This window comes from Streptomyces sp. TRM64462 (assembly GCF_013362995.1).
Classification (GTDB): Bacteria; Actinomycetota; Actinomycetes; order Streptomycetales; family Streptomycetaceae; genus Streptomyces.
The window spans coordinates 1-8,321 of record NZ_JABWDV010000030.1; the positions used below are offsets into that span (position 1 = coordinate 1).

7 protein-coding genes and 1 pseudogene are annotated in these 8,321 nt (G+C 75.3%); all 8 read left to right on the plus strand.

What is annotated here, in order from left to right; genetic code table 11:
- Positions 1-9: 9 nt before the first annotated feature.
- Positions 10-999 (plus strand): glycosyltransferase family 2 protein, encoded by a 990-nt coding sequence (locus HTZ82_RS01410; protein ID WP_175407401.1) that lies wholly within the window; start codon positions 10-12, stop codon positions 997-999.
- A 94-nt stretch (positions 1,000-1,093) separates the two neighbouring features.
- Positions 1,094-2,191, plus strand: coding sequence for a glutamate--cysteine ligase (locus tag HTZ82_RS01415; RefSeq protein WP_175407402.1), 1,098 nt, complete (start codon positions 1,094-1,096; stop codon positions 2,189-2,191).
- 160 nt (positions 2,192-2,351) lie between these two features.
- Positions 2,352-3,329 (plus strand): NAD-dependent epimerase/dehydratase family protein, encoded by a 978-nt coding sequence (locus HTZ82_RS01420; protein ID WP_175407403.1) that lies wholly within the window; start codon positions 2,352-2,354, stop codon positions 3,327-3,329.
- A 155-nt stretch (positions 3,330-3,484) separates the two neighbouring features.
- Positions 3,485-5,176 (plus strand): carbamoyltransferase C-terminal domain-containing protein, encoded by a 1,692-nt coding sequence (locus tag HTZ82_RS01425; protein ID WP_175407404.1) that lies wholly within the window; start codon positions 3,485-3,487, stop codon positions 5,174-5,176.
- Entirely contained in the window at positions 5,173-6,138 is a 966-nt protein-coding gene (locus HTZ82_RS01430; RefSeq protein WP_175407405.1) for a glycosyltransferase, read from the plus strand. Before HTZ82_RS01425 ends, HTZ82_RS01430 begins: the two co-directional genes overlap by 4 nt.
- The gene (locus HTZ82_RS01435; RefSeq protein ID WP_175407406.1) at positions 6,135-7,373 is read left to right on the plus strand and encodes a glycosyltransferase; all 1,239 of its coding nucleotides are present in this window, start codon (positions 6,135-6,137) and stop codon (positions 7,371-7,373) included. The genes HTZ82_RS01430 and HTZ82_RS01435 overlap by 4 nt, the downstream gene beginning before the upstream one ends.
- Positions 7,374-7,478: 105 nt before the next feature.
- Entirely contained in the window at positions 7,479-8,144 is a 666-nt protein-coding gene (locus tag HTZ82_RS01440; RefSeq protein WP_217623552.1) for an SIS domain-containing protein, read from the plus strand.
- Positions 8,141-8,321 (plus strand): annotated as a pseudogene (locus tag HTZ82_RS01445) (D-beta-D-heptose 1-phosphate adenosyltransferase); the annotation flags it as partial. The gene HTZ82_RS01440 and the pseudogene HTZ82_RS01445, both read left to right, overlap by 4 nt.

An 8,321-nucleotide genomic window follows, 5' to 3' on the forward strand; every position in this document is an offset into this window, starting at 1 on the left:
CACGACGCCATGACCCCGGATCCCCGCACCTCCGACCGGGACACCCGGGCCCACTACGCCCCCGGCCCCGCCGAGCCGCACAGCGCCGGACCGGGCGGGGGCGTTGGACGTACCACCGTGGTGGTCATCACCCACAACCGGCGTGAGGAGCTGCTGCGTACGCTGCGGCTGCTCGGCGAGCTGCCCGAGCGGCCGCCCGTCGTCGTCGTGGACAACGCGTCCGCCGACGGCACCGCCGAAGCCGTCGCGCGCGAGCACCCGGACGTCACGCTGCTCACGCCCGGGCGGAACCTGGGGGCGGTGGGGCGCAACCTCGCGGTGCGGCGGATCCGTACGCCGTATGTGGCGTTCTGCGACGACGACTCGTGGTGGGAGCCGGGGTCCCTGCGCCGGGCCGCCGATCTGCTGGACCGGTTCCGCGACCGGCCGCTGGCCGGGGTGACGGCGCGGATCGTGGTGGAGCCGGGCGGGCGCGAGGACCCGATCGTCGCCGAGCTGCGGGACTCGCCCGTGCGGGGGCCCGACTGGCTGCCGGGGCCCGCGCTCGGGTCGTTCCTCGCGGCGGCGACCGTCCTGCGGACGGACGCGTTCCTCGCGGCGGGCGGGTTCAGCGAGCGGCTGTGGCTGGGCGGTGAGGAGGAACTGCTGGCCACGGATCTGGCGGTGCGCGGCTGGTGGTTCGCTTACGCGGCCGGGCTGACCGCGCACCACGCCCCCTCCGTGCTGCGGGACCCGACGCTGCGCCGGATCCACGGGGTGCGCAACACGCTGTGGTTCTGCTGGCTGCGCCGGCCCGCGGGCGCCGCCCTCCGGCGGACCCTGCACCTGGCGCGGACCGTGCCGCGCGACCGGGCGTCGCTGCGCGCGTTCGGCGAGGCTCTCGCCGGGCTGCCCTGGGTGGTGCGGGAGCGCAGGGTCGTACCGCCGGAGGTGGAGGCACGCCTGAAGGCGCTCTCGCGGGTGCAGCGCACCTCGACCGCACGCCGTTACGTGGGCTGAGAGCCTGGCCGGCCGGGCAAGGCCGATCGGGTGAGGGTGAGCCGGCGTCGGTCCGTACCGGTTCGCCGGCCTTTTTCCGGGTACCCGGCGGCACATGATCACTGTTGGGGTCGAGGAAGAGTATCTCCTGGTCGACCCGGTCACCTGCCTCCCCGTGCCGCTCGCCGACGACGTGCGTGCGGCGGCCGGACTCGGGCCCTTCGTGGACGCCAAGGAGGTCCAGTCGGAGCTCCTGCAGGCGCAGATCGAGGTCGCCACGCCCGTCTGCTCCGACCTCGACGAGGTCGGCGGGCACCTCCTGCGGCTGCGGCACGCGCTGGGGACGGCCGCCGAGAAGAACGGCTGCCGGATCGTGGCCACCGGCACCGCCCCGTACCGGGACTCCACACCCGTGCCGGTCACCGAGAAGGCCCGCTATCTGGCGATGCGCTCCCAGGCCCCGCAGCTGGTCGCGGAACAGCTCGTCAACGGCATGCACGTGCACGTCGGCGTGCCGGACCCGGCCACGGCTGTCGCCGTCATGAACCGGATCAGGCCCTGGCTGCCGGTCCTGGTCGCGATGTCGGCGAACTCGCCCCTGTGGGACGGGCACGACACGGGCTTCGCGAGCTGGCGGACAGTGATCTTCGGCCGCTGGCCGGTCAGCGGACCGCCGCCCGAGTTCGCCGGGATCGAGGACCACGACAGCCGGATACGGACCCTGCTGGACTCCGGGGCGATCTCCGACACCGGCCAGATCTACTGGCAGGCCCGGCTCTCCGACCACTATCCGACGCTCGAAGTGCGCTGCATGGACGTGCAGTTGCGGGCGGACACGGCCGTGATGTTCGCGGGCATCGTCCGCGCGATGGTCGCGACCGCGCTGCGCGCCGAAGAGACCGGGGCGCCGCCACCGCCCGCCTGCCCGCCGGAGCAGTTGCTCGCCGCCAACTGGTACGCCGCGCGGCACGGGCTGAGCGACCTGCTGATGGACCCGGAGGGCCGCTGCCGCCGCGCCGGTGACGTCCTGTGCCTGCTGCTGGACTCCGTGGCACCGGGCCTGGAGGAGACCGGGGACGCGCGCGAGGTGACGTCGCTCGTCCACCGGCTGCTCCAGCAGGGCACCCCCGCCGACCAGCAGCGCAGGGCGCTCGCCGAGGGCGGTGTGGCCGCCCTGGCGCACCTCCTCATCAGCGAGACGGTGGCACCGTGACGCCCGGCTCCGCTCACGCTCCGTGCATCACTCGTCCGGCTCACACCACCGCGCCCCGGCCCCCCGTTCGGCCCAGCCTGGTCAACGGCGAGACATGACGACCGACCGACCCGACTCGACCCGATCCAACCCGATCCGACCGAAGAACCGAGGTGACCGGATGAACAGCGCTCTTTCGCGTCGCTGGCAGCACGCCGTCGTCACGGGCGGCGCCGGCTTCGTCGGCTCCCACCTGTGCACCGCGCTGCTGGCCGCCGGTGCCGAGGTGACCTGCGTGGACGACTTCAGCACCGGCAGCCGCGCGAACGTGTCGGCTCTGCTCGGCCGGCCCGGGTTCCGGCTGCTGGAGGCGAACGTCGCCGAGCCGTTCGAGGTGGACCGGCCGCCCGATCTGGTCCTGCACTTCGCGTCGCCCGCGTCGCCCGCCGACTATCTGCGGCTGCCGCTGCACACGCTGGAGGCCGGCAGCCTCGGCACCCGGCACGCGCTGGAGCTGGCCCACAGGTCCGGTGCGCGGTTCCTGCTGGCGTCCACGTCGGAGGTGTACGGCGACCCGCAGCAGCACCCGCAGAGCGAGCGCTACTGGGGCAACGTCAACCCGGTCGGCCCGCGCAGCGTGTACGACGAGGCGAAGCGGTTCGCGGAGGCGCTGGCGACGGCGCAGGCGGACACGAACGGCACGGACGTGGGGATCGTGCGGCTGTTCAACACCTACGGCCCGCGGATGCGCGGCCACGACGGGCGCGCGGTGCCCACGTTCGTGCGTCAGGCGCTGGCCGACGAACCCCTGACCGTCACCGGTGACGGGCGGCAGACGCGGTCGCTGTGCTACGTCGACGACACCGTGCGCGGCATCCTGGCGGCCGCCGGGCACGGGATGCGCGGGCCGGTGAACATCGGCAACCCGGCCGAGATCAGCATGCTGGAGCTGGCCCGGCTCGTCATCGAGCTGGCCGGTTCGTCCTCCGAGATCCGGTACATCGAGCGGCCGGTGGACGATCCCGCGGTGCGCTGTCCGGACATCACGCTGGCCCGCGACAAGCTCCAGTGGGAGCCGCGGGTGACCGCCGACGACGGGCTGCGGCGGACCATCGACTGGTTCCGCGGCACCACCGCCCCCGCGGCACCCGGGGGTTGACGCTCCGTCGGGCGCACCGTCCCGGACGACGCGCCTCCCGCACCGGGAGGCGTCCGCCACGGACACCCCGCCCGGCCGCCGTCCCCGCCGCCCGCCGTCCCCGCCGTCCCCGCCGTCTCCCCCGGCGCCTCCCGAGCGCCGAAAGGCTGGATCCCATGCGCATTCTCGGTATCAACGCCCTCTTCCACGACCCGGCCGCCGCGCTGGTCATCGACGGACGGGTCGTGGCCGCCGCGGAGGAGGAACGCTTCTCGCGGCGCAAGCACGGCAAGCGGCCGGTCCCGTTCTCCGCCTGGGAGCTGCCGGAGCAGGCCGCGTCCTGGTGCCTGAAGCGGGCCGGGCTGCGCCCGCAGGACCTCGACGCCGTCGCGTACTCCTTCGACCCCGGCCTGGCGCGGCCCGCGGCCGAGATGGGCCTGGACGATCCTTGGGACCATCTCCGGCTGACCTACGCGCGTGAAGCGCCCGGATTTCTCAGGACCGCCCTGCCCGGCCTGGACCCGGCGGCGGTCCGGTTCGTGCCGCACCACATGGCGCACGCCGCGTCCGGCGCCTTCGCGGCGGACCGCGACGTCGGGGCCGACCTGTCGTCCGTGCTGGTGCTCGACGGGCGCGGTGAGCGCGCCTCGCACCTCGCCGCCCGCCGCGTCCACCACCGCCTGGAGGCGCTGGCCGCGCAGGACCTGCCGCACTCGCTCGGCCTGGTGTACGAGGAGCTGACCGAGCACCTCGGATTCCTGCGCTCGTCGGACGAGTTCAAGGTGATGGCGCTCGCCTCCTACGGGCGGCCGCGGATGCTGGCGGAGCTGCGCCGTCACGTGTACCCGACGGGTGACGGCGGCTTCCACGCGGCCGGCGTGCCGTGGCACGAGCTGTGCCCGCCGCGGGGCGCCGACGAGGCGTGGACGCAGGACCACGCGGACGTCGCGTGCAGCGCCCAGGCGGTGCTGGAGGAGACGCTGCTGGACCTGGTGCGGTGGCTGCACGGGCAGACGCACGACGCGGTCCTGACCCTGGCCGGCGGTGTCGCCCTCAACTGCGTGGCGAACGCCCGCATCGCGCGCGAGGGCCCTTTCTCCCGCGTGTGGGTGCAGCCCGCCGCGGGGGACGCCGGTACGGCGCTGGGCGGGGCGCTGCTGCTCGCGGCGGGCGGCGGGGACGAGGTGGAGCCCATGGGCGGCGCCGACCTCGGCCGGGAGTGGTCCGACGCGGAGCTGGGCGCGTGGCTGAAGACGGCGGCGGTGCCGTTCGAGCGGCCGCCCGACATCGCGGCGACCGTGGCGGAGGCGCTGGCGGACAACGCGGTCGTGGCCTGGTTCCAGGGCCGTTCGGAGTACGGGCCGCGCGCGCTCGGCCACCGGTCCCTGCTGGCCCACCCGGGGCACGCGGGGAACCTGGAGCGGCTCAACGACGTGAAGGGCCGCGAGCAGTTCCGTCCGGTGGCGCCGATGGTGCTGGCCGACCGGGCGGCCGGGATCTTCTCGGGGCAGCTCCCCAGCCCGTACATGCTGTTCGTGCACGAGGTGGCGCCCGAGTGGCGTGACCGCATCCCGGCCGTCGTCCACGTCGACGGCACGGCCCGCGTCCAGACCGTGGACCGGACGGCGGAGCCGCTGGTCGCGCGCATGCTCACCGAGTTCGAGCGGCTCACGGGGCTGCCCGTGGTGGTCAACACGAGCCTCAACACGGCGGGCCGCCCGATGGTGGACGACCCGCGCGACGCGCTGGAGTGCTTCGGGTCCACACCCGTGGACCTGCTGGCGATCGGCCCGTACGCGGTGCGGCGCGGCGGCTTCTTCGCCGCCGACTCGCAGGACTCGCAGTCGGTGAGGAGGGCGGCCCCGTGAACATCCTGCTGTGGCATGTGCACGGCTCGTGGACGACGGCGTTCGTGCAGGGCCCGCACACCTACCTCGTACCGGTCCTGCCGGACCGGGGCCCGGACGGGCGGGGCCGCGCCAGGACCTTCACCTGGCCCGACACCGTACGGGAGGTGACGCCGGGTCAGCTGCGTGACGAGCCGGTCGACCTGGTGCTGCTCCAGCGGCCGGAGGAGTTCGCGCTGGCCGAGCGCTGGCTCGGCGGCCGCCGCCCCGGCCGTGACGTGCCGGCGGTGTACCTGGAGCACAACGCGCCCGACGGCGCCGTGCCGGACACCCGGCACCCGTGCGCCGACCGCGCCGGGCTGACCCTCGTTCACGTCACGCACTTCAACCGGCTGTTCTGGGACAGCGGCCGGGCCCGCGCCGTCGTGGTCGAGCACGGTGTGGTGGACCCGGGCCACCTGTACACGGGCCGGCTGCCGCGGGCCGCCGTGGTCGTCAACGAGCCGGTGCGGCGGGGCCGTCACACCGGTACGGACCTGCTGCCCGCGCTGGCGGACGCGGCGCCCCTGGACGTGTTCGGGATGCGCACCGAGGGCCTCGCCGCCCACCTGGGGCTGCCCGACGAGCGGTGCCGGGGCGCGGACCTGCCGCAGCGGGACCTGCACGCGGCGATGGCCGAACGGCGGCTGTATCTGCACCCGGTGCGGTGGACGTCGCTCGGTCTGTCCCTGCTGGAGGCCATGCACCTGGGCATGCCGGTGGTGGCGCTGGCCACGACCGAGGCCGTGGAGGCGGTCCCGGCCGGTGCCGGGACCCTGTCGACACGGCCCGAGGTGCTGGCGGCGGCCGCACGCCGCTACCTGGCGGAGCCGGAGGCGGCCGCCGAGGACGGCGCGCGGGCCCGGCAGGCGGCGCTCGAACGGTACGGCCTCAAACGCTTCCTGGACGACTGGGAGCGTGTGATGACGGAGGTACGCTCATGACCCCCCACGGCCCGGTGGCCCCCCTGTCCGTCGCCCTGGTCTCGGAGCACGCGAGCCCCCTCGCGGCGCTCGGCGGGGTCGACGCGGGCGGCCAGAACGTCCATGTGGCACGCCTCGCCGAGGGGCTCGCCGACCGCGGCCACGAGGTGACCGTGTTCACCCGCCGGGACGGGACGCTCCTGCCCGCCGAGGTGGAGATGCGGCCGGGTGTCGTGGTCCACCATGTGCCGGTGGGCCCTCCGGAGCCCGTACCGAAGGACGAACTGCTGCCGTACATGGCGGAGTTCGGCCGGTACATGGTGGACGAGCTGCGGGAGCGTCCGCCGGACGTGGTGCACGCGCACTTCTGGATGTCCGGTGTCGCGTCCCTGGCGGCCACGCGGGTGCTGCGGGTGCCGCTGCTGGTCACGTACCACGCGCTCGGCACGGTGAAGCGGCGGCACCAGAAGGCCGCCGACACCAGCCCGCCGGAGCGCATCTCCTGCGAGCGGCAGATCGGCCTCGGCTGCGACCGGGTCGTCGCGACGTGCCAGGACGAGGTGCGGGAGCTGTGGCGCATGCACATAGCGCCGGACCGGGTGAGCGTCGTGCCCTGCGGGGTCGACCCGGAGCAGTTCAGTCCGGCGGGGCCGGTCGCGGAGCGGGGCCAGGCCCGCTACCGGCTGCTCCAGCTGGGCCGGCTGGTGCCGCGGAAGGGCGCGGCCGTGTCCATCACGGCGCTGACCCGGCTGCCCGACGCGGAGCTGGTGATCGTCGGCGGGCCGCCCCCCGAGCAGCTCGACGCGGACCCCGAGGTGCGGCGGCTGCGCGACGTGGCCAGGCTCGCCGGTGTCGCGGACCGGGTCCGGTTCACGGGGGCGGTGTCCCGGGACGCGGTGGCGCCGCTGCTGCGCAGCGCGGACGTGGTGGTGTGCCCGGCGGACTACGAGCCGTTCGGCATCGTGCCGCTGGAGGCCATGGCGTGCGCGCGGCCCGTGGTGGCCAGCGCGGTGGGCGGTCAGCTCGACACGGTCGACGACCCGCGGTGCGGGCGTCTGGTGCCGCCCCGTGACCCGGACGCGCTGGCCCGGGCGGTCGCGGAGTTCCTGGCGGATCCGCAGCTGCGCGCCGTCTGCGGGGCGGCGGGCCGCCGCCGGATCCTGAGCCGCTACGACTGGGCCCGTGTCGCGGCGGCCACCGAGAGCGTGTACGCCGAGGTCCGTGCCGCCCGCCCCGCGGTCAGGGACGCGGCATGACGGGCCCGTCGGCCATCGACCGACGCCGTTCCGATGCGAGTCCCGCGGATGACTGAAGGAGGTGTGGGCCGGCCGCCGTCCCCGGACGCGGGTGGCCCGGACGCCATGGACGACTTCCCTCTCGCCGCGCGTGACGCGGCCCGGCGGCACTGCCAGGCGCTGGAGGACGCGCTCGGCGGGCTGCGCCGCGACCATCTGGACCGGCTCGCCCGGTGGGGTGCCCGGCTGGCCGTGGTGCTGCCCGCCGGGGGGCGGCTGCTGGCGGCCGGCAACGGCGGCAGCGCCGCGCAGGCCCAGCATCTGACGGCCGAGCTGGTGGGCCGCTACCGGCGCGAACGGCCCGCGTACTCGGCGATCTCCCTGCACGCCGAGACGTCCAGCCTCACCGCCGTCGGCAACGATTACGGCTTCGACCAGGTGTACGCCCGGCAGGTCGCCGCGCACGGCCGGCCGGGTGACGTGCTGATGCTGCTGTCGACATCGGGCCGCAGCGCCAACCTGATCGCCGCCGCCGCGACGGCGCGTGCCGCCGGCATCAGGGTGTGGGCGCTGACCGGTCCGTCGCCCAATCCGCTCGTCGACGCGGCGCACGAGTCGCTGTGCGTCGACGCGCGGGCGACGGCGACGGTGCAGGAGGCCCATCTGGTGGCCGTGCACGTGCTGTGCGAGTGCTTCGACACGGCGCTGGAGGAGGGGCCACTGCGGAGTGCGCCGGGGGCCGGCGGGGTGGCGGGCGCGGACCGCGTCGCCGTGCACCGGAGGATGCCGTGAGCGCCGCCCGCAGGCCGCTGGTGGTGGTCGGGGACGCGCTGCTGGACGAGGACATCGAGGGCGTGTCGACCCGGCTCGCGCCCGACGCGCCGGCACCGGTCGTGGACGTGACCGGTGACCACCGGCGCCCCGGTGGCGCGGGCCTGGCCGCCGCCCTGGCCACGCAGGGCGGGCGCG

Coding starts and splice junctions, on each gene's coding strand:
- HTZ82_RS01415 (WP_175407402.1), top strand. CDS start 1,094: ATGATCACTGTTGGGGTCGAGGAAGAGTATCTCCTGGTCGACCCGGTC.
- HTZ82_RS01425 (WP_175407404.1), top strand. CDS start 3,485: ATGCGCATTCTCGGTATCAACGCCCTCTTCCACGACCCGGCCGCCGCG.
- HTZ82_RS01420 (WP_175407403.1), top strand. CDS start 2,352: ATGAACAGCGCTCTTTCGCGTCGCTGGCAGCACGCCGTCGTCACGGGC.
- HTZ82_RS01435 (WP_175407406.1), top strand. CDS start 6,135: ATGACCCCCCACGGCCCGGTGGCCCCCCTGTCCGTCGCCCTGGTCTCG.
- HTZ82_RS01410 (WP_175407401.1), top strand. CDS start 10: ATGACCCCGGATCCCCGCACCTCCGACCGGGACACCCGGGCCCACTAC.
- HTZ82_RS01440 (WP_217623552.1), top strand. CDS start 7,479: ATGGACGACTTCCCTCTCGCCGCGCGTGACGCGGCCCGGCGGCACTGC.